Genomic DNA, 20513 nt, shown 5'->3' with positions numbered 1-20513 from the left:
GTGCGCGGTGGCTCAGCGGTCGAGCCACCGCACGTCGTACGCGCGCATGTCGAACCGCTTGCCGTCGACCTGGGCGCTGATCGACCGGCCCAGGGTGTTGACCACCAGGACGGTCTTGTCGCTGCCGAGGACGCGGACGCCTGGCACGTCGTCGGGGGCGACGGACACGGTCGTGTACCTGGTCCCCGGCGGGAAGGCCCGGGCGAACCGGGTCACCAGGTCCTCCATGGGGCGCGCCCGTCCCCCGCCGGTGCCGTCGGTCGGTGTCCACAGGCAGCCGGCGCAGTCGGTGCCGGTCCTGTCCTCCGGGTTCCAGTAGAAGCCGGATTCGGCGCCGCCCCTGACCATGGCGATCATCCCGGTGGCCTGGACGGCCACCCGGTGCGGCTCCGACCAGCCCTTGCGGTCGTCGTTGGCGTCGCCGGGCTCCACGTAGTACTCGGCCCACCACAGGGGCAGGCCGTGGGTCTGCCGCCGGACCCACGCACCGACCGCGGTCAGCTTGTCGGTGGCGGCGAACTCGTCGGGCAGCAGCTCGTCGTCGCGGGTGTAGCTGGAGCCGTCGACCACGGTGAAGTCGGCGCCCGCCTTGTGTGAGTTCCAGTAGGAGAAGGCGTCCAGCACCCGCTGGTCCATGGCACCCCAGGGGCCCTTCACCGTGGTGGAGGCGTTCTCGTCGCGCGGGTCGACGCTGTCCATGACGAGATACGGCCCGCCGACCATGATGTCCTTGTCGACCTTCTTCAGCGCCCGGTACACGAGGTTGTACAGCTCGGTGTAACCCTCGTAGTCCCAGCGGGACTTGGCGTCGTTCCAGAAGCCCTTGAACTCGTTCCAGACGATGAAGTGCTTCACGTCCGGGTAGCGCCGGGCGACGGTGGCGGCGAGGTCCGCGAAGTCCTGGTAGTGGCCCGGGGTGGGGGCGGTCTCCAGGGCGGCCTGACTCCAGTCGGTCTTGTCCACCCCGGCCCTGCCGCCCTTCATCCAGTCCGGGGAGCAGCACAGGGTGATCACCGGGGTGCCGCCGGAGGCGCGGACGAAGTCGATGCGGCGGTCCAGCGCGCCGAAGTCGTAGTGCCCCTTCACCGGTTCGGGGTTGTCGGCGCCCCAGCCCATGATGTGCTGGTTCTGCGCCAGCCCGGGGCTGCGCCCGAGCAGCCGCTCCACGCGCCCGGTGGCGGCCGTCGCCCCCTCGTCGGCGCTGTACTGGGTGTGCGTGAACCCCCAGCCGACGTACGGCTCCGGTTTCGCGGCGGGGGTGGCGGGAGAGCCGTGCACCCGGTCGCCGTCGCGTGTCGTACCGGACGTGCTGGGGCCACCGGACAGCGTGCTGACCAGGGTCACCACCAGGGCCAGCGCCGCCGCGCCCACACCGAGCAGGGCGGTGAGCCGCCACCGCCGAGTCTGAGAATCCCACCCATGACGTCCCATCAAGGGCAACAGTAACGGCGGAATCCCCCGCTCGGGCAGGTCTTGGGAACACCCGGAACAGTCGTGGAACACCCGGGACAACCGGTGGAAATGCCGTGCGCGGAGGGCATCGGTGCCGGATCATGGCGGCATGTCTGCGAACCCACACGACGCTCTGCCGATCCGGCTCCACGTCGACGACTCCGACTCGCCCTCCGACGTCGTCGACGCGCTGTTCCTCGGCCGGTTCGCGACGGGCGAGCAGCCGTACTCGCACGCGGCGAACATCGACCGGGTCCGCTCCGGGGCGACCCTGCTGCCGGACGGGGCCCGCGTGCTGCGGGTCGCCCGGGACGACGACCGCAGCGCCACCCTGGCGGACGGCGAGGGCTGGACGGTGCTGGTGTCCCGCTGGAACCGGGGCGCGGACGTCACGGTCACGGCGACCACCGCCGAGCTGGCCAAGCGGATCCTCGACCAGGCCACGGACGGCGCGGCCGACGAGCCGGAGCCGCAGCCGGAGAACGTGCCGATGGGCTTCTGGTACGTCTCGCCGAGGCGCGGCCCGCACCGCACCACCCGCCAGATCTCGGCCGGCACCTGGGACGAGGTCCGCCCCAACTACACGGCGCCGGTGGCGGAGGCGATGGACCGCCTGATGAGCACGACCCCGGAGGACATCGCGGGCCGGCTGCTCCTGCTGCACGGCCCGCCGGGCACCGGCAAGACCTCGGCCCTGCGCACGCTCGCCCGGTCCTGGCGGGACTGGTGCCAGGTGGACTGCGTCCTGGACCCGGAGCGGCTCTTCTCCGACGTGGGCTATCTGATGGACATCGCGATCGGCGAGGAGGACGGCGCGGGCAAGGGCCGCTGGCGGCTCCTCCTCCTGGAGGACTGCGACGAGCTGATCCGCGGCGAGGCCAGGCACACCGCGGGCCAGGCCCTGTCCCGGCTGCTGAACCTCACCGACGGCCTGCTCGGCCAGGGCCGCAACGTGCTGGTCGGGGTCACCACCAACGAGGACCTGGAGCGCCTGCACCCGGCCGTGGTGCGCCCCGGCCGCTGCCTGGCCCGTATCGAGGTGGGGCCGCTGACCCGCCGGGAGGCGGTGAACTGGCTGGGCACCGAGGAGGGCGTCGGCCGGGAGGGGGCCACCCTGGCCGAGCTGTACGCGCTGCGCCGGGGCACGGCACCGACGTCGGTGCCGGGGGCGCGCGAGGGGGCGGACGCGGGCCTGTACCTGTAGTGCTTTGATGGTGGCATGACCCTGTTCGTCGGCACGTCGGGGTGGCAGTACAAGGACTGGCGGGACCTGGTCTACCCGGCCGGGGTCCCGGCACGGCTGTGGCTGGAGGAGTACACCCGGCTCTTCGCGACCGTGGAGATCAACAACGCGTTCTACCGGCTGCCGTCGTACGACACCTTCGCCGCCTGGCGCGAGCGGGTGCCGCCGGACTTCGTGGTCGCGGTCAAGGCCAGCCGCTTCCTCACCCACATCAAGCGCCTGAAGGACCCCGAGGAACCGGTCCACCGCCTGATGACGCACGCGGCGGGCCTCGGCGACCGGCTGGGCCCGGTCCTCCTCCAGCTCCCGCCGACGCTGCGCGCCGACCCGGCCCTGCTGGACGCCTGCCTGGCCTGCTTCCCGGCGGGCACGAGGGTCGCGGTGGAACCCCGCCACGACTCCTGGTGGACGCCCGAGGTGCGCGAGGTCCTGTCGCTGCGGGGTGCGGCCCTGTGCTGGGCGGACGTCCTGGCCCGCCCGGTCACCCCGCTGTGGCGCACCACCGACTGGGGCTACGTCCGCTTCCACCAGGGCCGCGCCCGGCCGTGGCCCCGCTACGGCCGCCGCTCCCTGGACACCTGGGTGGACCGCGTCGCGACGACGTGGTCCGACGGGGAGGACGTCCACGCGTACTTCAACAACGACCCGGGGGGAGCGGCGGTGGCGGACGCGGTGGTGTTCGCGAAGGCGGCACGAAAGGCGGGGCTGACGGTGACACGCGTCCCGGAGCCGGCGCTGCACCGGTGACCGCGGTCCACCGTCGCCCCGTGCGACCGCGGTCTCCTCCGCGACCTCGCGGCGCGGTCGCTCGGCCACGACGGCGGTGTCCCGCGGTCGCCGAAGCCTCCCGCACCGGAACCCGGCGCCCCGCTACTCCCCGTACGCCGCCCGCAGGGCGTCGCGCACGGCGGCCAGCGCCGCCTCCTCCGCCAGCCCCAGCCGCCGCACCCGCTCGGCGTAGGCCTGAGCGGCCAGTGACGCCTCACGCTCGGCGGCCGAGCCGGCGGCGGCCACGAACGTGCCGTTGCGCCCCCGCGTCTCGATCACCCCGTCGCCCTCCAGCGCCTTGTACGCCTTGGCGACCGTGTTCACCGCGAGCCCCAGGGACTCGGCCAGCCCCCGCACGGTCGGCAGCCGGTAGCCCACCGGCAGCACCCCGGACCGCGCCTGCTCGGAAATCTGCGCCCGCACCTGCTCGTACGGAGGCGCGCTGTCATCGATGCGGATCTTCAGGCTCACACGGCGATTCTCCCGTACCAGCCGGAAAATGAGAGGCACCCCCGCCACGACTCCGCCTACGGTGCCTGCTCATGACAGTGCTCGTGCGCGACCTGCGCCCCGATGACCGGTCCGATGTCGAGACCTTCGCCCGGGTACGGCATCTCGCCCTGCCGCACATCCTGTGGACGCCGGACGCCATCCGCCACCATCTCGCCCGCACCCCGCCCGAGGCCCACGCCCGGTCCCTCGTCGCGGAGGAGGACGGCGAGGTGACCGGCACCGCGCAGCTGAGTCTCGCGCACGACAGCCCGGAGCCGGGCCAGGGGATGCTCAACATCTATGTGCACCCGGAGCGGACACGGCGCGGCGCGGGCGGGGCGCTGGTCCGTGCGGCCGAGGAGCACCTGGCCGCGCACGGGGCGACGAAGCTGTTCGCGTGGCTCCTGGACGAGCCCGACAACCGGGCCTTCGCCGAGCGCCGCGGCTACCGCGCCGGCCGCTCCGCCCACTTCCTGAGCCTGGACCTGACGCGGGCGGTGCTGCCGCCGCTCCCCGCGCCCGTCCCGGCCGGGGTGGAACTGCGCACGGCCGCCGACTTCAGCGACGATCCCCGTCCGCTGTTCGAGCTGGACGCGGAGACGATGGCGGACGAACCGAGCGATGTGGACGCCGAGTTGTCCGACTTCCAGGCGTGGGTGGCGCAGTTCTGGGAACACCCGCTGCTCGACCGGGAGCTGACCACGGTGGTGCTGGCCGACGGCCGTCCCGCCGCGTTCAGCGTGGCGTACACCGACGGCGGCAGCCGGTACGCCACCGCGATGACCGGCACCGCACGCGCCTACCGCGGACGCGGCCTGGCCAAGCTCGCCAAGACCGACTCCCTGCGCCGCGCCCGCGCCGCGGGGCACACCCAGGCCCTCACCGGGAACGACACCGGCAACGGCCCGATGCTCGCGATCAACAAGTGGCTCGGGTACGAGATCTGCGCGACGGAGGTGCGCTATGTCCGCGAACTCGGCTGAGCCTGCGGCCCGGGTGGAGGTCGTGCTGGTCAAGGGCGGCCGGACGAAGATCCGTTATCCGGCACAGCTGCTGGCGGACGACGGTGTGCGCCTCGCGGTCCGCGCCCCCTGGGCCGGTGAGGGCGTCCGCGACTTCGGCTTCGTGCGCTTCGAGCCCGGCGATCTCTTCACCGAGTACTACTGGCGCGACCGCTGGTACTCGGTGAAGGAGGTCCGGGACGGGGACGGCGCCGTGAAGGGCTGGTACTGCGACATCACCCGCCCGGCCGTGCTGTCCGGCGGCGAGCTGGTCGTGGAGGATCTCGACCTGGACCTGTGGCGCTCCGCCGACGGTACGGACGTACGGCGGCTGGACGAGGACGAGTTCGCCGAGAGCGGGCTCGCCGAGACGGACCCCGAGGCCGCGTCCGCCGCCGTGGCCGCGCTGGACGCCCTGGAGGCGCTGGCCCGCGGGCGGGGCTTCGGGGACCTGCTGGGCTGACCGCTCCGCCCGGCTCACACCGTCGCCACCAGCGCGTACCGCCCGTCCGAGGCCCCCTGCCCGGCGACTGGGGGTCGTCGGACAGTCGCTCCCCGCGCACGGCCGTCCGGCGTCACGCGGTGTCCCCCTTCGAGCGCGGGCAGCGACGGCACGGCGTTTGCCCCGTCTCGTACGTCATGCCCCAGGAGTGACACCCGCCACTGACAACCCGCCGCCGATGAGGAACTCTCCCCAAAAGCGTCTACCTCCGTGACAACGCGGAACCCGGTAGGCACTGAAGGAGGCAGCCATGCGCCGTGTGACCGTGCAGAAGCCCCTGAAGAGGACGGACAGCCGCCGGATCCGGCAAGAGGCGGAGGAGAGCCCGGTGGGGCGCCCCGAGGTGCGCAAGGACATCGCGCGCATCTGGTGGCCCGACAGCTGAGGCGTCGCGCGGGCCGTCAGCCCAGCCGCTTGCGGTAGTGGATCCGGTCGTAGGGGCCGTCGACACGGCGTTCCACGACCTCGTATCCGTACTTCGGATAGATTTCCTGGTTCTCCCACATCATCGCGTTCGTGTAGAGCCTGATCTCGCCGAGACCCAGCTCACGCGCGCGTGCGTCGAGGAAGTGCAGCAGCCGCCGCCCGACGCCCGTGCCGTGGGCGTCGGGGTGGACGGCGATGCTGTCCAGGAAGAGGTGGCCGGCGAACGCCTCGATCACCACCAGCCCGTCGACCGGCTCCCCGGTGACGAACACCTTGCCCGCGGCCACGTTCGCCGCGTGGTCCGCCTCCATGGGCTGCGGCACCACGCCGATGCGCGCGATGTAGGGGTGGTAGGCGGCGTCCGTGACGGCCCGCACGGCCGGCACATCGGCGGCGACGGCGGCCCGGACGGACCCGGTGTTCTCGTCGGTCATGCGGGACACGCTAGTCGCGGCGGCCACTCCTTCGGGCGCGCGAGGTGGCACGGGAGACAGCGGCGGGCCAGGATGGGCGGCAACCGGAGGTCGCCGTCGGCGTCGCCCGGGGGCCCAGGCTCGGAGCGAGACGGGGTTGAGGTCACAGTGATCGACACGGACGAGCTGGCCGAGCGGAACGCCGGATTCGCCGGCGGCGGATCGTTCGCCGGCCTCCGGCTCATGCCCAGCGGCGGTCTGACGGTCGTCGGATGCGTCGACCCCCGTGTCGACCCGTCGGACGTGCTCGGGCTCAGGCTCGGCGAGGCAGCGGTGATCCGCAACGTCGGAGGGCGCGTCACGCCCGCGACCCTCCGGACGCTGCGGATGCTCTCGGAGGTCCTCCGGGCCCGCGCGGGCGGCCCTCGCCCGGGCGACGTCCACTATGCGGTCCTGCACCACACCGACTGCGGGATCACGGACCTGGCCGCGTTCCCCGAGCTGCTGGCCGACTACTTCGAAGTTCCGGCCGCCGACCTGGACGCCAAGGCGGTCGCCGACCCGGTCGCCGCCGTCCGCGTCGACGTCGACATGCTCGGGCAGGGGCTCCCGGCCGGAGTCTTCGTCTCCGGACTCGTGTACGACGTGGCCACCGGGCTCATCGACGTCGTCGTCCCGCCCGCGCGAGTGGCGGCGTGACGCCGGGGAGGTGGTTCCCAGCATGTGCGACGATCACGGGCACTCGGCGGCCGAGGCGGCCTGGTCGGTGCCTCGCCCCGCGGAGGGACCGGCTGTCGACCCGGTGACGCTGCCCGAGGTCGACGAGGTCAGGGTCACGACGATGGTCGACAACTCCGTCGACGCCCTGCTGGCCTCCGCCGAAGGCGTCACCCGGGCGTCGCTGGACACCGGGCAGACCGCCGCGCGGCAGTTCACCGGTGGCGAGGCCCTCGCGGGGCTGCGTGCCGAGCACGGCTTCTCCGCCCTGGTCGGCGTCCGCAGCGGGAACGCGAGCAGCACGCTGCTGTTCGACACCGGCGCGTCGCCGGACGCGCTGGCGGTGAACGCCGAGCGTCTCGGCACCGATGTCGGCGGTCTGCAGGGCGTCGTGCTCAGCCACGGACACTTCGACCACGCGGGCGGCTTCGACGGCCTGGCCCGGCTGCGCGGCCGCTCCGGCCTGCCGCTGACCGTCCACCCCGCGGTCTGGACCCGCCGCCGTCTGGAACTGCCCGCCGGCCAGGGGCTGGAGATGCCCACGCTGTCCCCAGGGGCCCTGGAGCGCGAAGGGTTCGAGGTCATCGAGCGGCGGCGGCCGTCGTTGCTGGCCGGCGGCATCCTGATCACCGGCGAGGTGGACCGCGTCACCGAGTTCGAGCACGGCATGCCGCGGGCGCACCAGGCCTGGGACGGGAACGGCTGGCGCCACGACCCCACCGTCATCGACGACCAGGCACTCGTCGTCAACGTGCGCGGCCGGGGACTCGTCGTCGTCACCGGGTGCGGTCACGCCGGAGTGGTCAACATCGTCCGGCACGCCATGAGGCTGACCGGCGTCGGCAGACTGCTGGCCCTCATCGGCGGCTTCCACCTGAGCGGCCCCGCCTTCGAGCCGGTCATCGGCCCGACGGTGGCCGCGCTCCGCGAACTCGCACCCGAGCTGATCGTCCCCGGTCACTGCACCGGCTGGCGCGCCCAGCACGCCCTCGCCGCGGCGCTCCCGGACGCATGGGTGCCGACCAGCGTCGGAACCACGTACACACTCAGCGCCCCACGGGCGGCGGAGTCCACCCGGGCAGACACGTGAGGGATGGTGTGATGGACGGCATTGCGGATATGGGGGGAACCCTGGGATGGGGTCCCGTCCATGCGCCGAGACGCGATGAGCCTGTCTTCGAGGAGCCCTGGGAGCGCAAGGCGTTCGCGCTGGCGATCCTCTCCAGCCGCGTCGCGTGCGGCGGCATCAACACGGACGCCTTCCGGCACGCGCTGGAGCGCCTGGACCGGGCCGCCTACCTGGACGACGGCTACTACGGGCGCTGGCTCAACGGCGGGGAGCTGATGCTCACCGACAGCGCCGTCCTGGCGCCGGGCGCGATCGACGCCCGCGCCCGCAACCTGCGCGGTGAACGCGTCGAGGAACCGCCGGTCCCGCGGCCCGTCCGGCCCGACCACCGGCCGACCGCCGAGGGCTCGCTGCGCACCGTGGACGCCGCTCCGCTCTTCGCCGTCGGCGAGAGCGTGCGCGCCAAGGACATGTCGCCGCCCGGGCACACCCGGATGCCGGGCTACCTGCGGGGCCGTACCGGCGTCGTCGAACTCGTCCAGCCTGCCGCCGTGCTGCCGGACACCAACGCGCACTTCCTGGGCGAGAACCCGCAGCACGTCTACTCGGTGCGGTTCGACTCGCGCGAGCTGTGGGGCGCGGGCGCCGAACCCTTCGCGCTCACGGCGGAGATGTACGAGAGCTACCTGGAGACCACCTCATGACCAGCACCGGCGGACCGGCCGAGCGGCTTCCCGCGGCCCTGCGCACCGAGGCGCTCGAACAACTGCTCACCGAGAGGGGCCTGATCGACCCGAAGGTGATGGACGGGATCATCACCACCTACGAGACCAGCGTGGGCCCCCTCAACGGGGCCAAGGTCGTCGCCAGGGCGTGGACCGACCCGGAGTACCGGCGGCGGCTGCTCGAGGACGGCACCGCCGCCATCGCGGAGCTGGGGTTCTCGGGGCCGCAGGGCGAGCACATCGTCGTCGTGGAGAACACCGCGACCACCCACAACGTGGTGGTCTGCACGCTGTGTTCGTGCTACCCGTGGCCGGTGCTCGGCCTGCCGCCCAGCTGGTACAAGGACCCCGCCTACCGCGCGCGGATCGTCAGGGAGCCGCGTACGGTGCTGGCCGAGATGGGGCTCGACCTCTCCGACGACGTGCGGATCACCGTCCGCGACTCCACCAGCGAGGTGCGCTGGCTGGTGCTGCCCGAACGTCCGCCCGGCACCGAGCACCTGTCCGAGGAGGAACTCGTGCCGCTGGTGACGAGGGAAGCGATGGTGGGCGTGGCGAAGGCCGAGGCCCCATGAGCGCGCCGCTGGACATCGAGGGCCCGGCCGCACCGCCCCGTTCCAACGGCGAGCTGGTGTTCGCCGAACCGTGGGAGAGTCGTGCCTTCGGCATGGCTGTCGGCCTGTACGAGTCGGGCGCGTTCACCTGGCCGCGATTCCAGGCTGCTCTGACCGCCCGGATCACCGCCTGGGAGAGCACGGCGGAGCCGGCGGAGCCCTACCCCTACTACCTGCTGTGGCTGGGCGCCCTGGAGGACGTGCTCGTCGACCTGCGCGCCGTGTCCACGGACGAGGTCACCGCACGGACCGAGGCCCTGGCACGCCGCCCCGAAGGTCACGACCACCGTCACGGCCACGGCCATCCGCACCCCCACTCCTCCACGCCTGCCTGAGCCCCCGGTTAGTCCGGCCTTAACGGCACCATAAGGATCTCCTCCACCGGCCCTCAGCAGGCGATTTCACGGTTCCTCGGGGCTAGCTTCGGAATCCCCCACGGTATCCACCGCCCCGCCGAAGGACCGTTTCGAGGAGTTCCCCATGCCCGCTCGCGCCCGCCGCAAGGCCGCCGCCGCCGCCGGTCTGACGCCGCTCGCCCTGACCGCGCTCGCCGCCGCTCCCGCCGCCGCGCACGGCACGATGGGCGACCCGGTCAGCCGTGTCTCGCAGTGCTACGCGGAGGGCCCGGAGAGCCCGAAGTCGGCCGCGTGCAAGGCGGCCGTGGCGGCGGGCGGGACGCAGGCGCTGTACGACTGGAACGGCATCCGGATCGGTGACGCGGCCGGCCGGCACCGGCAGCTGATCCCGGACGGCAAGCTGTGCAGCGCCGGCAACGAGGAGTTCAAGGGCCTCGACCTGGCCCGCGCCGACTGGCCGGCGACGAGCGTGCGCGGCGGGTCGTACACCTTCAAGTACCGGGTGACCGCGCGGCACAAGGGGACCTTCGAGGTCTATCTCACCAAGGCGGGTTACGACCCGTCGAAGCCGCTGGCCTGGGCGGAGCTGGATCTGGGGCACCCGGTCGCGACGGCCACCGATCCGGTCGCCTCGGGCGGTTTCTACACGTTCTCCGGCACGCTTCCCGAGCGGTCGGGGCGGCAGTTGCTGTACGCGGTCTGGCAGCGTTCGGACAGCCCGGAGGCGTTCTACTCCTGCTCGGACGTGGACTTCGGCGGTGCCGGCGCGGGGAGCGCCGGGGGCACCCCCGCCCCGAGCGCCTCGGCCCCCTCCGACGAGCAGATCGCGGCCGGTGCCGGCAGGTCGACGATGACGCACCACGGTCACGGCGGCGGCGAGGCGGGCACGTCCGCGCATCCCGCCACCGCGTCCGCCGAGCCCAACGCGCCCGGTGCTGCCGGGAGTTCGCGGGACCTCGCCGAGACCGGCGCGTCCGCCGGCACCTCGTACCTCGCGATCGGCGGCGCGGCGGCGCTGGCGCTGGGGTCGGCGGCGCTGTTCCTGTCGGTGCGGCGGCGTGCGACGGGCGGCGGCCACCGCCGGTGAGGGTTCCGGGGCCTGTCCGGCGGCTCAGGCCGGACAGGCCCCGGCGGCGGTCAGCTGAGGGCCGACGCGCAGGTGGTGGCGGTGGCGTGGGCCGGGTCGAGCGCGTTGGCGACCTCGTGGAAGGCGATCCGGTCGAACAGACCGATCGCGACGTGCTCGGAGAGGTCGAGCGAGCACAGGTCCTGCAGCAGGACGTTGTGGACGTCGGAGCCGCTCAGGTACTGGTTGCGCCAGGGGGTGGCGACCTCGTCGTACTTGGTGGCGATGACCGTGTAGTGCACTCCGGGGACGGTGTCGCCGCCCGCGTTGAGCTTGGTGAGGAAGTCGGAGCCGGTGATCTGGTCGGCGAGGCCGGGGGTGGTGGCCTTGAGCAGATCCGCGGCGCCGGGGAAGTACGGCAGCAGGTTGGTGAGGCCGTCCAGGTCGGTGCCGTGGTTGTCGGGGGCGAGACCGACGAGGGCGTTCACCTTGGCGGCTCCGCCGAGGAACTTCAGGTAGTAGCGGGGCATCATGCCGCCCTGGGAGTGCCCGACCAGGTCGGCCTTGGCGGCTCCGGTCGCGGCGAGCACCTTGTCGACGAAGGCGGACAGCTGCCCGGCCGACCTGTCGATGGGACCGAGGCCGTAGAACACGGGGACGCCGGGGAGTTGGCCGTAGTCGAGGGAGTAGACGCAGTATCCGCGGCTCTCCAGGTAGGGGGCGAGGGAGAGCCAGTTGTCCACCGAGTTGCCCAGGGTGCCGTGCACCAGGACGACGGGGCGGGGGTGGGCGGCGGAGGGCTTGCAGGAGTAGTCGTTCCAACCGCTGCTGGGAGCCGCGTCGGCGGCGTGCGCGGTGGCGGCGGGAACGGCGGCGACGGCGGCGGTGAGGAGCAGCGCGGCGAGGGGTCTGAGCACTCGCGTCCAGGGCAGCATCGTGTGATCTCCTTGCGGCTCAAGGGAGGTGCGACGGCCTAACCCTGTGATCCGGATCACGAGGATGCTGTTCACTCGTCAAGTTACGGGCGAGTAGTGCAGACGTGAAGTTACGCGTCAGTAAAAACTTCCAGTGATAACCGCAGCGTCACCGGGACCGGACGGTTCGTCACCAGGCGGGCTTGATCGGACTATAGGGAGCGATCCGCGCCAAAGACTCCCGCAACACGCGCACATCACCCTCGCCCAGCAGTTCGACCCATGCCCCCACGACCTCGGCCGCCGCCGCCTCGGCCGCCCGGGTGCAGGCCCGGCCGCGGTCGGTCAGGACGACCAGCCGGGCCCGCGCGTCCTGCGGATGCGGCCGGCGCTCGGCGTACCCCTTGCGCACGATCTCGTCCACCAGCTGACTCGCCGCCTGCTTGGTCACCCCGAGGTGCGCGGCGAGGTCGGTGACGGTGGCCCCGTCCGGGGCGAGCCGCCCGAAGGCGAAGCCGTGGGCGGGCCGGAGATCGGTGAACCCGCGCGCCGTCACCCCGTCATGGATGCGCTGGGTGAGATCACCCGCGACGGCGAGCAGGGCGGCGGACAGGGCCATGGCTTCGGAGTTCTGCACGGATGCATTGAAACACCCTTGACGAATCGGTCAAGCTGCTTGACCATATAGTCAAGTTACTTGACCACTTGAACGGAGAGCTCCGCCATGCCCGTCGTCCGCTCGTCCGAAGCCGTGACCCACGAGATCCACGGCGCCCGCTTCGTCTCGTACGCCACCCCGCTCACCGGCAGCAAGGAGCTGTGCGCCTGGCGCGGCGAGATCCCGCCCGGCACCAAGGCGCCCGCCCACACCGTCAGCCGGGAGGAGATCTTCCATCTGCTCGTCGGCGACCTGCTGATCACCCTGGACGGCCGCACCGAGCGGGTCTCGGCGGGCGACACGCTGATCATCCATGCCGGCGCGACCCTCTCCCTGGAGAACCCGAGCGACCACACCGCGATCTCCTGGGTCACCACCTCCGTCGGCCTCACGGCCGAGCTGGCCGACGGCACTGTCATCACCCCGCCGTGGGCCAACTGACAGCCGTCACCAGCGGGTCACGCGGCCAGCGACCCCGGCATCACCGCCCGCGGCCCGAACTTGGCCCGGGCGCGGTCCGCCACCTCCTCGATACGGCGCACCTTCTCGTCCACGGGGTCGAAGGTGAGCTGGTGGGCGGCCCGGTCGGCGGGGGTGAGACCCTCGGCGCGCAAGGAGAGCGCGCGGACCCGGGCGCGCTGCAGGCCGAGCGCCTCGTACATGCCGTACGCCGCCCCGGCCAGGGCCGCCGAGTGCGCGGTCGGCTCCTTCAGGGTGCGGCTGCGGGTGGTGGAGGAGCGGTCGGCGTAGCGCACGGTGAGGGTCAGCGTGCGGCAGACCTTCTCCACCGCGCGCAGCCGGGCGCCGATCTCCTCGGCGGCCGACAGCAGCGCCCTGCGGTGCCGGCCGGGGTCCAACTCGTCGAGCCCGAAGGACCGTTCCGTCGCCAGCGACCGCGAGACGGCGTTCGGCACGACCCGGCCCCGGTCGACGCCGCTCGCCTTCTCGCGCAGCTCACGGCCCGCCTTCGCGCCGATCAGCCGCTGGAGCGTGGACGGCGGTGCGGCGGCGACCAGGCCCAGGGTGTCCAGGCCGTACTCGCACAGCGTGCGGGCGGTCGCCGCGCCGACGCCGGGCAGCGCGGACACCGGCCGCCCGGCGAGGAACTCCGCGATGCCGTCGGGGTCCTCGGGCACCGCACAGGTCACCCCGGGCCGGGCGTCGCGCAGCGCCACGCGGGCCAGCATCGGCCCCGGACCGGCGCCGATCACGCAGTCGACGCCGTACCGCGCGAGCGCGCGCACCCGGATCACCGCGGCCAGTTCGACGGCGCTGCGCCCGAAGTACCGCTCCGCACCGCGGAGATCGGCCAGCGCCCCGTCCGGCGGCAGCGCCTCGACCACCGGGGTGAAGTCCTCCAGCAGCCCGAGCAGCCCCGGCAGGGCCGCTTCGTACATCGGCGGCAGCTGGAAACGTACGCAGAGGATGGTCATCCCGCACTCCCCGGACTCTGGTGCCACAACTTCCTCATCGCCGCGGGCCCTTGCGCGGCGTCCTGGCCGGCGGGCCGCAGATCGGCCCAGGGGTGCATCTCGTACCCCGTGGGCATGCGGATCGTCCGGGCCTCCATCGGGTCACGGGCCGCGGAGCCGGCCGGCGCGGGCAGCCCGTCGGAGCCGGCGAGCCGGGCCCGGGACGGACCTCCGTCGTCGTCCGCCGGGGGTCCGTCCGGTCCGTCCCCGGCCGGGCCGGACGCTTCGGCCAGCCGGACCGCGACCCCGTCGAGCCCCTCCTCGTGCCGCACGTCGACCAGTTCGGCGAGGTTCCAGGCGGCGGAGCCCACCACGCTCAGGCTGCGCGGGCCGCGCCGCTGCACCACTCCGCGCACCAGCAGCAGCCAGGAGTGGAAGACGGTATGGGCGCAGGCGTCGTGCGAGTCGTCGAAGAAGGCGAGGTCGACCAGGCCCGTGCCGTCGTCCAGCGTGGAGAAGATGACCCGCTTGCCGGACCGGATCGGCGGGGTCTGGGTGGCCGCCTTGGCGCCCGCCACCAGCACCGTCTCCCCGTGCCGGGCCTCCCGCAGCCGGCGCGCGGAGACCACGCCCAGCTCCTCCAGGAACTCCCGGTGGTCGTCCATCAGATTGCGCGAGGCGTCCATGGACAGCACACCCAGCTCGGCGCTGAGCCGCTCCGCCGAGGTCAGGTCGGGCAGTCCGGCCGGGGCGGTCTTGCGGCCCCCCGCGAGCGGGAGCTGGCCGCCGCCACCGCCCCGGGCGCCCCGGTGCAGCTCGGTCAGGTGCAGCTGGAGATCACGCCGGTTGGCGCCGAACGCGTCCAGCGCGCCCACCTGGGCGAGTCGCTGGGCCAGCGGACGGCTCGGCCGGGCCCGCTCCCAGAAGTCCAGCAGGGAGGAGTACGGCTGCCCGTCCGCGATCCGCCGCGCCTCGGCCTCGCCGATGCCGTGCACGTCGGAGAGGGCGAGCCGCAGTCCCCACCCCTTTGATTCAGACACCAGTTCGATCCGGTGAGCGACTCCGGAGACGTTCACGTCCAACGGCAGGATGGGCACCCCGCGCCGCCGCGCGTCCGCCAGCAGCAGCCGCTTCGGATACATGCCGGGGTCGTGCGTGAGCAGCCCGGCGTAGAAGGCGGCCGGGTGATGGGCCTTCAGCCAGGCCGACTGGTACGTCGGCACGGCGAAGGCGACGGCGTGCGCCTTGCAGAAGCCGTAGGACCCGAAGGCCGCCACGATCTCCCAGGTCCGCTGAATCGTTTCCGCGCTGTATCCCCTGGCCGCCGCGCACTGCGCGAACCACACCTTGATCCGCCCCTGCGACTCCGGGTCGGACAGCCCCCGCCGCACCCGGTCGGCCTCGCCCCGGCCGCAGCCGGTCATGACGGCGACGATGTCGATGACCTGCTCGTGGAAGACGACCACTCCGTACGTCCCCTTCAGCGGCTCCTCCAGGTCCGGATGCGGATAACGCACCGGCGCCCGCCCGTGCCGCGCCTCGATGAACGGCCGGACCATGTCGGCGGCGACGGGGCCGGGCCGGAACAGCGAGATGTCCACGACCAGGTCGTGGAACGTACTCGGCTGCAGCCGCCCCACCAGGTCCCGCTGCCCCGGCGACTCGATCTGGAAGCAGCCCAGCGTCTCGGCGGACCGGATCAGACGGTACGTCTCCGGGTCCCCCGGCTCCACCGCGTCCAGCTCGATCCGCTCCCCCGTGACCCGCTCCACCTCGGCCACCGCGTGCGCCATGGCCGACTGCATCCGCACGCCCAGCACGTCCAGCTTGAGCAGCCCGAGGTCCTCCACGTCCTCCTTGTCGAACTGCGACATCGGCAGCCCCTCGCCGCTGGTCGGCACGACCGGCGTACGGGCGAGAAGCGAGGCGTCGGACAGCAGCACCCCGCACGGGTGCATGGCCACCCCGCGCGGCAGGGCGTCGAGCGCCTCGACCAGCTCCCACAGCCTGCCGTACCGCTCCTTCTCCCCCGCCAGCCGCTTCAGCTCGGGCAGCTCCTCCAGCGCGGCCCGCGCGTCACGGGCCCGGATGTGCGGGAAGGACTTGGCCACCCGGTCGATCTCGGCGGGATCCATGGACAGCGCGGCACCCACGTCCCGGATGGCATGCCGCACCCGGTAGGTCTCCGGCATGGAGACGGTCGCGACCCGCTCCCGGCCGAACCGCCCGATGATCGCCCGGTACACCTCGAGCCGCCGCGCGGACTCCACGTCGATGTCGATGTCGGGCAGCACCACGCGCTCCTTGGACAGGAAGCGCTCCATCAGCAGCCCGTGCTCGACCGGATCGGCGTGCGCGATCCCCAGCAGGTGGTTGACGAGGGACCCGGCCCCGGACCCGCGGGCGGCCACCCGGATCCCCATCTCCCGCACGTCGTCGACGACCTGGGCGACCGTCAGGAAGTAGGAGGCGAATCCGTGGTGGGCGATGATGTCCAGCTCCTGGTGCATCCGATCCCAGTACGCGCGCCGGCCGCCGTACCCGCGCCGCACCATCCCCGCCGCCGCCCGCGAGGCCAGCGCCCGCTGGGCGGTGCGCCGCCCGGCGCCCACCAGCCGCGGCTCGGGAAAGTGCACGGTCCCGATGCCCAGGCCCGCCTCGGGGTCGACCCGGCACTCCTCGGCCGTGACCCGGGTCTGCTCCAGCAGCCGGTGAGCGGTGTCCCGCCGGTACCCGGCCGCCTCCACCACCCGCTCGGCGACGCCCAGCATGGCCTGCGCGTCCTTCAGCCAGGCCTCGCCGGAGTCCAGCTCCCCGCGCGGGTCGATCGGCACCAGCCGCCGCGCGGCGTCCAGGACGTCGGCGACCCGGCCCGCCCCCGGGTCGGCGTACCGGACGGCGTTGCTCAGCACGGGCCGCACCCGCTGTTCGGCGGCGAAGCCGACGGTACGGGCGGCCAGCCGCAGCGATCCGGGCCCCGTGCCCGACCGCCCGTGCCACACGGCCTCCAGCCGCAGCGCGTCCCCGTACACCGCGCGCCAGGCGTCCAGCAGCTCGGCGGCACGGTCGGGCCGCCCCGCGGCAAGGGCACGGCCCACGTCGGACCCGGGCCCGAGCAGCACGACGAGACCCTCACCCCGATGACCGGACCAGGGCAGCAGCGGAGCCCCTTCGCCGGCGTGTGCGGCCGTGACGATCCGGCACAGCTCGGCCCACCCGCGGGCGCCGTCCCCGGCCAGGAAGGTCACCCGGGGCGCCGACTCGTCGACGAAGGCACCTCCGCGCACCGGCGTACGCCGCCGCGCCTGCCGTGCCCCGCTCCTCTCCTCCACCGCCAGGTCCACCCCGAAGACGGGACGGACCCCCACTCCGGCGCAGGCCTTGGCGAAGCGGACCGCACCGGCGAGGGTGTCGCGGTCGGTCAGCGCGAGGGCGTCCATACCTCGTTCCGAGGCACGCTCGGCCAGCCGCTCCGGGTGGGACGCCCCGTACCTCAGGGAGAACCCGGAGACGGTGTGCAGATGCGCGAAGCCCGGCACACGCACCTCCCGCACTCGTGAGTCCCCGAACGGCTCTCGAACATCAGTTCCCTACTTCCTCACCCACCATACCCCCATTCCCGAACATCTGTGCGACACGCGCCGAGCCGCCTCCCACCTGCGCAAACACCGAGAAGCCCCGCCCCCGGACGCACACGGGGCGGGGCTCCACGAAAGCGGGATCAGCCGATCTTCGCCCCCGTGGCCGTGAGGGCCGCGGTGACCGGCTGGAAGAAGGTCTCCCCGCCGGAGGTGCAGTCGCCGCTGCCCCCGGAGGTCAGCCCGACGGCGTTGCCGCCCGAGAAGAGCGAGCCCCCGCTGTCACCGGGCTCGGCGCACACATCGGTCTGGATGAGTCCGCCGACCGTGCCCTCCTGGTAGTTCACGGTCGCGTTCAGGCCCGTGACCGTCCCGTCGTGCACATGGGTCGTCGACCCGCTGCGCGTCACCTTCATCCCCACCGTCGCCTCGGCGGCACCGGTGATCTTCTGGGTGGAGCCGTTGTAGAGGTCGACCTCGCTCGGGTGGTCGACCTGGGCCGTGTACTTGACCAGACCGAAGTCGGTCCCCGGGAAGTGCGACTCCGCGTTCTGCCCGATCTGCTTGCCGCCGGCGTCCGACCAGGTGGAGATCGACGCGGTGCAGTGCCCGGCGGTCAGGAAGTACGGCTGCCCGTCCTTGACCACGTTGAAGCCCAGCGAGCAGCGCCCGCCGGAGCCGCTGATGGCGTCACCGCCGGCGATGAAGGGCTTGAACTCCCCCTTCGAGCGCTGCAGCTCGGCCTTGCCGCCCAGCCCGCCGACCACCTGGCTCAGCTTGGTCCACTGCGCGCCGGACACCGTCTTGTCGGCGGTCACGACGACCTTGTTGCTGACCGGGTCGGTCGCCCAGGAGGTTCCCGGGATGGTCGCGTCCTTCTTCAGCTCGGTCCGGGCGCCGTCGAGTTCGGCGAGCGAGTTGGCGACGACTCTGGCCTTCGCCCCGGCCGCCTCGACCGTGTGCGCCGCGTTCTGGTCGAGCACGTTGACGACGAGGCTCTTCGCCCGGGCGTCGTAATAGCTGCCGGCCGCGTCGGAGCCGAGGTCCTTCAGCAGCGTCGAGGCGAGGTTTCCGGCCGCGGGAGCGGACAGGACCCGCAGCTGCGGGCCGGACTTCGCAGGCTCGCTGGCGTTCGCATTCTGCAAGGTGACTCCCGCTGCGACCAGCGCGGCGATTCCCGCGCCCGCCACGGCGACCCGCCGCTTGGGTATGCGTCGGTGCTTCAACTCACGTCCTCCTGTGGGGGGACGGCCGGTCAGGCTGTGGGGGCCTGACGGGCCGGAAGGCTGGTTGACGGGCGCCTACTCTTCCGAACGGCACAGGGAGCACACAAGGTTGACTTCAGGACGCGCGCGGAGAGCGTTTGCGCACCCCCGCCGGCCTGACCGGCCACGGACGCACCAGGAAATTCGCACTGCAAACACTACGTGCAAGTAGCTTTCAGCGGAACGTGATGACAGTGCGTGGCTTGATCTCATCTCTGCCGGACGAGGAAAAGCCCCCGCACGCGGATCGCGTACGGGGGCCCGAGCCGAACTGTCAGGGAAGCGTGACCCCGTAGTAGCTCAACGCCTCGGTCACCGGCTGGAAGAAGGTCGTACCGCCGGAGGTGCAGTCACCGCTGCCACCGGAGGTCAGGCCGTAGGCCACGGACCCGCCGTACAGCGGACCGCCGCTGTCCCCGCCCTCCGCGCAGACCGTGGTCTGGATCAGGCCGGACACGGTCTCACCACTGCTGTAGTGGACGGTGGCGTTCAGCGCGGTGACCCGCCCGCTGTGCGTACCGGTGGTCGAGCCGCGCCGGTACACGGTCGTGCCCACGCTGGGCGTGGCCGCGCTGGAGATGGTCTGGCTGCCCACCGCGCTCGGGTGCGAGACGGAGGAGTTGGTGTACCGCACCAGTGCGAAGTCGTTGCCCGGGAAGCTGTAGCCCACGTTGGTGCCGAGCACCGTGCTGTGGCTGGAGTTGCTGTACCAGGTCGAGGCGACCTGGCCGCAGTGCCCGGCGGTGAGGAAGTAGTACGTGCTGCCGCTGTGCACGTTGAAGCCGAGCGAACAGCGGTACTGGCCGCCGTAGATGGCGTCGCCGCCGCTGATCAGCTTGTTGAACGTGCCGGGGGTGCGCTTGATGGTGAGGGCGTCCGCGCCGGTTCCGGCCTGCCGCTTGATCTTGGCGATCTCGGCCTGGGACACCGTGCTGTCGACGGTGACGACGACCCGGTCGGTGCTGCTGTCCACCGCCCAGGCCGTGCCGGGTATGTCGGCCTTGCGGACGGAGTCGTTCACCTGGTTGAGCTGGGCGGCGCTGAACGTGTGGGCGTCGCTCGCGTGCGCCGTGGGGGCGGCGAACGCGGCCGCGGCCAGGAAGCCGGTGGCCACGGCGGTCAGCCGGGTCCGTCTCGCGGTACCGCTGCGGGGAGTGGTGCGCTTGATCCTCACTTTTCGTTCCCTCCAAGGGAAGTCGGGGGCCCGCGTGGGGTCGGGGCCCGGTGAGGCGCAGCCAGGAGTGGGGGTCGGGTTCCGAACACACATGCCCCCTGGCAAGCGCTGGGGGGAGTATTCGGCCGAACGGCCGGTCGGCACAAGGGTGCCTTTCGGCCGTTGGACTTTAAACCACCTTGACCCCGGTTGCTCCTGACGTCGGATCAGCGCACGCTCCCCCGCGTCGATCGCCTCGTCCAGCGTGTCGCCGGGTGGCGAGAAGGGACAGATGAAGTGGTCGGCGAAGGCGCACGGCGGGAGCTGGGCGCGATTGCAGCCGGCGACGGTGCGGCCCTCGGCGTCCGGTGCCTGCCGGGGGGGAGGAAGCGGAACCGGAAGCCGCTCCCACCGCCGGAGGCGTCGGCGAACACCGCCCACTGTGGCCCGTCGCCCCGCCGGGTGACCTGCAACGTCCGCTCCTGTCCGGCCAGAGTGAAGGAGAGTTCACCGGTCGAGGGCGAGCCCGCCGTCCCGGCACCGACCACCGGCGGTGAGCACCACTCCCGCACCATCGGCAACCCAGCTCCCGGGAATGTCCGGAAGTCGCCCCTCCGGATAGTCCTCGACCCAGTGGGGGCGGTGCCGGGCAGCCGTGGCCCCCGGTCGAGCACCAGGAGGCCGAACAG

At 72.7% G+C, this 20513-nt stretch carries 21 protein-coding genes and 1 pseudogene; 12 read left to right on the top strand and 10 right to left on the bottom strand.

Annotated features, from left to right (window positions below):
- Positions 1-12: 12 nt before the first annotated feature.
- The gene (locus tag AB0N17_RS11295) at positions 13-1431 is read right to left on the bottom strand and encodes a xylan 1,4-beta-xylosidase (RefSeq protein ID WP_366010936.1); all 1419 of its coding nucleotides are present in this window, start codon (positions 1429-1431) and stop codon (positions 13-15) included.
- A 130-nt stretch (positions 1432-1561) separates the two neighbouring features.
- Here AB0N17_RS11295 and AB0N17_RS11290 point away from each other — a divergent pair, with 130 nt between their 5' ends.
- Entirely contained in the window at positions 1562-2656 is a 1095-nt protein-coding gene (locus tag AB0N17_RS11290; RefSeq protein ID WP_366010935.1) for a DUF5925 domain-containing protein, read from the top strand.
- Between the two features lie 15 nt (positions 2657-2671).
- Positions 2672-3442: a DUF72 domain-containing protein gene (locus AB0N17_RS11285; RefSeq protein ID WP_366010934.1), complete on the top strand. Its 771-nt coding sequence runs from the start codon at positions 2672-2674 to the stop codon at positions 3440-3442.
- 123 nt (positions 3443-3565) lie between these two features.
- Here AB0N17_RS11285 and AB0N17_RS11280 read toward each other — a convergent pair whose 3' ends face one another.
- Positions 3566-3934, bottom strand: coding sequence for a GntR family transcriptional regulator (locus AB0N17_RS11280; RefSeq protein WP_366010933.1), 369 nt, complete (start codon positions 3932-3934; stop codon positions 3566-3568).
- A gap of 71 nt (positions 3935-4005) precedes the next feature.
- Here AB0N17_RS11280 and AB0N17_RS11275 point away from each other — a divergent pair, with 71 nt between their 5' ends.
- The 3 genes from AB0N17_RS11275 to AB0N17_RS11265 all read left to right on the top strand — a co-directional run bounded on the left by AB0N17_RS11275 (position 4006) and on the right by AB0N17_RS11265 (position 5843).
- On the top strand, positions 4006-4938 hold the full coding sequence (locus tag AB0N17_RS11275) for a GNAT family N-acetyltransferase (RefSeq protein ID WP_366010932.1): 933 nt from the start codon (positions 4006-4008) through the stop codon (positions 4936-4938).
- Complete coding sequence (locus tag AB0N17_RS11270) at positions 4919-5419, top strand: DUF402 domain-containing protein (protein ID WP_366010931.1); 501 nt, start codon at positions 4919-4921, stop codon at positions 5417-5419. Before AB0N17_RS11275 ends, AB0N17_RS11270 begins: the two co-directional genes overlap by 20 nt.
- A gap of 289 nt (positions 5420-5708) precedes the next feature.
- Positions 5709-5843: a hypothetical protein gene (locus AB0N17_RS11265; protein ID WP_366010930.1), complete on the top strand. Its 135-nt coding sequence runs from the start codon at positions 5709-5711 to the stop codon at positions 5841-5843.
- A gap of 16 nt (positions 5844-5859) precedes the next feature.
- Here AB0N17_RS11265 and AB0N17_RS11260 read toward each other — a convergent pair whose 3' ends face one another.
- Entirely contained in the window at positions 5860-6318 is a 459-nt protein-coding gene (locus AB0N17_RS11260) for a GNAT family N-acetyltransferase (RefSeq protein ID WP_366010929.1), read from the bottom strand.
- Positions 6319-6465: 147 nt separating this feature from the next.
- Between AB0N17_RS11260 and AB0N17_RS11255 the strand changes: the two genes are divergently transcribed.
- The 6 genes from AB0N17_RS11255 (at position 6466) to AB0N17_RS11230 (ending at position 10865) form a co-directional block, all read left to right on the top strand.
- On the top strand, positions 6466-6996 hold the full coding sequence (locus AB0N17_RS11255; protein ID WP_366010928.1) for a carbonic anhydrase: 531 nt from the start codon (positions 6466-6468) through the stop codon (positions 6994-6996).
- A 22-nt stretch (positions 6997-7018) separates the two neighbouring features.
- Entirely contained in the window at positions 7019-8104 is a 1086-nt protein-coding gene (locus tag AB0N17_RS11250; protein WP_366010927.1) for an MBL fold metallo-hydrolase, read from the top strand.
- An 11-nt stretch (positions 8105-8115) separates the two neighbouring features.
- The gene (gene nthB / locus AB0N17_RS11245; RefSeq protein WP_366010926.1) at positions 8116-8787 is read left to right on the top strand and encodes a nitrile hydratase subunit beta; all 672 of its coding nucleotides are present in this window, start codon (positions 8116-8118) and stop codon (positions 8785-8787) included.
- Positions 8784-9383, top strand: coding sequence for a nitrile hydratase subunit alpha (gene nthA, locus AB0N17_RS11240; protein WP_366010925.1), 600 nt, complete (start codon positions 8784-8786; stop codon positions 9381-9383). The genes nthB and nthA overlap by 4 nt, the downstream gene beginning before the upstream one ends.
- Positions 9380-9757 (top strand): nitrile hydratase accessory protein, encoded by a 378-nt coding sequence (locus AB0N17_RS11235; protein WP_366010924.1) that lies wholly within the window; start codon positions 9380-9382, stop codon positions 9755-9757. Before nthA ends, AB0N17_RS11235 begins: the two co-directional genes overlap by 4 nt.
- A gap of 145 nt (positions 9758-9902) precedes the next feature.
- Positions 9903-10865, top strand: a complete 963-nt coding sequence (locus tag AB0N17_RS11230; protein ID WP_366010923.1) for a lytic polysaccharide monooxygenase — start codon at positions 9903-9905, stop codon at positions 10863-10865.
- Positions 10866-10915: 50 nt separating this feature from the next.
- Here AB0N17_RS11230 and AB0N17_RS11225 read toward each other — a convergent pair whose 3' ends face one another.
- Together AB0N17_RS11225 and AB0N17_RS11220 are read right to left on the bottom strand one after the other, a co-directional pair.
- Entirely contained in the window at positions 10916-11779 is an 864-nt protein-coding gene (locus AB0N17_RS11225) for an alpha/beta fold hydrolase (RefSeq protein WP_366010922.1), read from the bottom strand.
- Positions 11780-11948: 169 nt separating this feature from the next.
- On the bottom strand, positions 11949-12395 hold the full coding sequence (locus AB0N17_RS11220) for a MarR family winged helix-turn-helix transcriptional regulator (protein ID WP_366010921.1): 447 nt from the start codon (positions 12393-12395) through the stop codon (positions 11949-11951).
- Between the two features lie 87 nt (positions 12396-12482).
- Between AB0N17_RS11220 and AB0N17_RS11215 the strand changes: the two genes are divergently transcribed.
- Complete coding sequence (locus tag AB0N17_RS11215) at positions 12483-12857, top strand: cupin domain-containing protein (RefSeq protein WP_366010920.1); 375 nt, start codon at positions 12483-12485, stop codon at positions 12855-12857.
- A gap of 17 nt (positions 12858-12874) precedes the next feature.
- On the opposite strand, the gene AB0N17_RS11210 is transcribed toward AB0N17_RS11215, so the two are convergent.
- The 5 genes and pseudogenes from AB0N17_RS11210 to AB0N17_RS11190 form a co-directional block, all read right to left on the bottom strand.
- Positions 12875-13849 (bottom strand): hypothetical protein, encoded by a 975-nt coding sequence (locus AB0N17_RS11210; RefSeq protein WP_366010919.1) that lies wholly within the window; start codon positions 13847-13849, stop codon positions 12875-12877.
- A complete protein-coding gene (locus AB0N17_RS11205) occupies positions 13846-17367 on the bottom strand; it encodes a DNA polymerase III subunit alpha (protein WP_366011079.1) in 3522 nt (1173 codons plus the stop codon). Before AB0N17_RS11205 ends, AB0N17_RS11210 begins: the two co-directional genes overlap by 4 nt.
- Positions 17368-17549: 182 nt before the next feature.
- Complete coding sequence (locus tag AB0N17_RS11200) at positions 17550-18632, bottom strand: S1 family peptidase (protein ID WP_366010918.1); 1083 nt, start codon at positions 18630-18632, stop codon at positions 17550-17552.
- Positions 18633-18945: 313 nt separating this feature from the next.
- Positions 18946-19845 (bottom strand): S1 family peptidase, encoded by a 900-nt coding sequence (locus tag AB0N17_RS11195; RefSeq protein WP_366011078.1) that lies wholly within the window; start codon positions 19843-19845, stop codon positions 18946-18948.
- Between the two features lie 207 nt (positions 19846-20052).
- Positions 20053-20460: pseudogene (locus AB0N17_RS11190) on the bottom strand (DUF1684 domain-containing protein); the annotation flags it as partial.
- Between the last annotated feature and the right edge of the window lie 53 nt (positions 20461-20513).

Source organism: Streptomyces sp. NPDC051133, assembly GCF_040682635.1.
Classification (GTDB): domain Bacteria; phylum Actinomycetota; class Actinomycetes; order Streptomycetales; family Streptomycetaceae; genus Streptomyces.
The sequence above is the reverse complement of the archived record's forward strand: the minus strand, read 5'-3'. Positions and strand labels throughout refer to the sequence as shown.

What these genes read in the sequence shown, in the direction of transcription:
- AB0N17_RS11250 (WP_366010927.1), top strand. Translation starts at nt 7,019, where the DNA reads ATGTGCGACGATCACGGGCACTCGGCGGCCGAGGCGGCCTGGTCGGTG.
- AB0N17_RS11230 (WP_366010923.1), top strand. Translation starts at nt 9,903, where the DNA reads ATGCCCGCTCGCGCCCGCCGCAAGGCCGCCGCCGCCGCCGGTCTGACG.
- nthB (WP_366010926.1), top strand. Translation starts at nt 8,116, where the DNA reads ATGGACGGCATTGCGGATATGGGGGGAACCCTGGGATGGGGTCCCGTC.
- AB0N17_RS11260 (WP_366010929.1), bottom strand. Translation starts at nt 6,318, where the DNA reads ATGACCGACGAGAACACCGGGTCCGTCCGGGCCGCCGTCGCCGCCGAT.
- AB0N17_RS11290 (WP_366010935.1), top strand. Translation starts at nt 1,562, where the DNA reads ATGTCTGCGAACCCACACGACGCTCTGCCGATCCGGCTCCACGTCGAC.
- AB0N17_RS11215 (WP_366010920.1), top strand. Translation starts at nt 12,483, where the DNA reads ATGCCCGTCGTCCGCTCGTCCGAAGCCGTGACCCACGAGATCCACGGC.
- AB0N17_RS11275 (WP_366010932.1), top strand. Translation starts at nt 4,006, where the DNA reads ATGACAGTGCTCGTGCGCGACCTGCGCCCCGATGACCGGTCCGATGTC.
- AB0N17_RS11210 (WP_366010919.1), bottom strand. Translation starts at nt 13,849, where the DNA reads ATGACCATCCTCTGCGTACGTTTCCAGCTGCCGCCGATGTACGAAGCG.
- AB0N17_RS11270 (WP_366010931.1), top strand. Translation starts at nt 4,919, where the DNA reads ATGTCCGCGAACTCGGCTGAGCCTGCGGCCCGGGTGGAGGTCGTGCTG.
- AB0N17_RS11235 (WP_366010924.1), top strand. Translation starts at nt 9,380, where the DNA reads ATGAGCGCGCCGCTGGACATCGAGGGCCCGGCCGCACCGCCCCGTTCC.
- nthA (WP_366010925.1), top strand. Translation starts at nt 8,784, where the DNA reads ATGACCAGCACCGGCGGACCGGCCGAGCGGCTTCCCGCGGCCCTGCGC.
- AB0N17_RS11295 (WP_366010936.1), bottom strand. Translation starts at nt 1,431, where the DNA reads ATGGGACGTCATGGGTGGGATTCTCAGACTCGGCGGTGGCGGCTCACC.
- AB0N17_RS11265 (WP_366010930.1), top strand. Translation starts at nt 5,709, where the DNA reads ATGCGCCGTGTGACCGTGCAGAAGCCCCTGAAGAGGACGGACAGCCGC.
- AB0N17_RS11285 (WP_366010934.1), top strand. Translation starts at nt 2,672, where the DNA reads ATGACCCTGTTCGTCGGCACGTCGGGGTGGCAGTACAAGGACTGGCGG.
- AB0N17_RS11225 (WP_366010922.1), bottom strand. Translation starts at nt 11,779, where the DNA reads ATGCTGCCCTGGACGCGAGTGCTCAGACCCCTCGCCGCGCTGCTCCTC.